The 1334-nt window shown below is 27.3% G+C and carries 2 protein-coding genes; one reads left to right on the plus strand and one right to left on the minus strand.

The window, feature by feature from the left end; genetic code table 11:
• Nucleotides 1-230 (plus strand): transposase domain-containing protein (locus EIC27_RS08550; RefSeq protein ID WP_205702304.1); only part of this gene is annotated, 230 nt, incomplete at its 5' end.
• Between the two features lie 874 nt (nucleotides 231-1104).
• Here EIC27_RS08550 and EIC27_RS08555 read toward each other — a convergent pair.
• On the minus strand, nucleotides 1105-1334 hold a 230-nt coding region (locus EIC27_RS08555; RefSeq protein ID WP_205702304.1), incomplete at its 5' end, for a transposase domain-containing protein.

Consider the following 1334-nt stretch of genomic DNA (forward strand, 5'->3'; position numbering starts at 1 on the left):
GTATAAAACCATTTGCAGTTGGCAGAAAAAATTGGATGTTCTGTGCAACAACTAAGGGTGCTAAAGCTAGTGCAAATATTTATAGTATTATTGAAACTTGCAAAGTAAATAAGATTAATCCTTATGATTATTTAAAATATTTGCTGAATCATATTCATGATTATTCTGATCCAAAAGAGTTAGTAAATTTACTTCCATATAATATTGATAAAAAAATATCATCAAATTAAATTTTTTTTAGAATTATCAAAAAACTTAAGAAACCCAAAGAAAGGCGGATAATACTTGTCAAGATGGGGATATTTTAGCGTTTACAAGTAAATGAGAAAAATGGAAGTGATGCATGTCCATTTAATTATCTATACTGGAATTTTTTAGTCATTAATATAGAAAGGCTAGAAAATAATCCTAGGATTGCAATGATGTATAAATCATATGATAGAATGAGCAATGATAAAAAAGAATCTATTAAATATGATAGCAATCATCTTCTAAACTCAATAAAAAATAATAAAACTTTATAAAAATAGAAATAAAAAAGATATAACACTAAATAGTTGAACAGGAATTTAAGGATAAATTCTGATTTTCATGCTGACTTAAAAGCTAAATAATTAATATATTTTTTATTACTTTCAAAACATCATATTTTCTAACTGCATTCTTTTTTAACCCGAACTGCAGATAAGAAATAAGAAATTTATAGTAAATCTTATAATCATGAAGGGGAGTATCTTTCAATAGTCATCACGAAGTAAGAATGCATACCATCCTACAGTCATCACGAAGGAGAGCTTTTGCTCGACTGTGGTGATCCAGGAATGTTTCTCCATTTGTGTATGTTGCTATTTTTATGGATTGCCACGAGCACTTTGTGCCCTCGCAATGACTATATAGTTGTTCCTAACTGTATTAAACATTACTGTATTGTTGCTTTCTATCTCTTTATAGAGCAATTCTTATCTGCAGCTCAGGTTTTTTTATTTGTAAAAATACAATTTTAAATATAGCCTATATACGTAAACGCTAAAATATCCCCATCTTGACAAGTATTATCCGCCTTTCTTTGGGTTTCTTAAGTTTTTTGATAATTCTAAAAAAAATTTAATTTGATGATATTTTTTTATCAATATTATATGGAAGTAAATTTACTAACTCTTTTGGATCAGAATAATCATGAATATGATTCAGCAAATATTTTAAATAATCATAAGGATTAATCTTATTTACTTTGCAAGTTTCAATAATACTATAAATATTTGCACTAGCTTTAGCACCCTTAGTTGTTGCACAGAACATCCAATTTTTTCTGCCAACTGCAAATGGTTTTATAC

The organism is Candidatus Aquarickettsia rohweri, assembly GCF_003953955.1.
GTDB lineage: Bacteria > Pseudomonadota > Alphaproteobacteria > Rickettsiales > Midichloriaceae > Aquirickettsia > Aquirickettsia rohweri.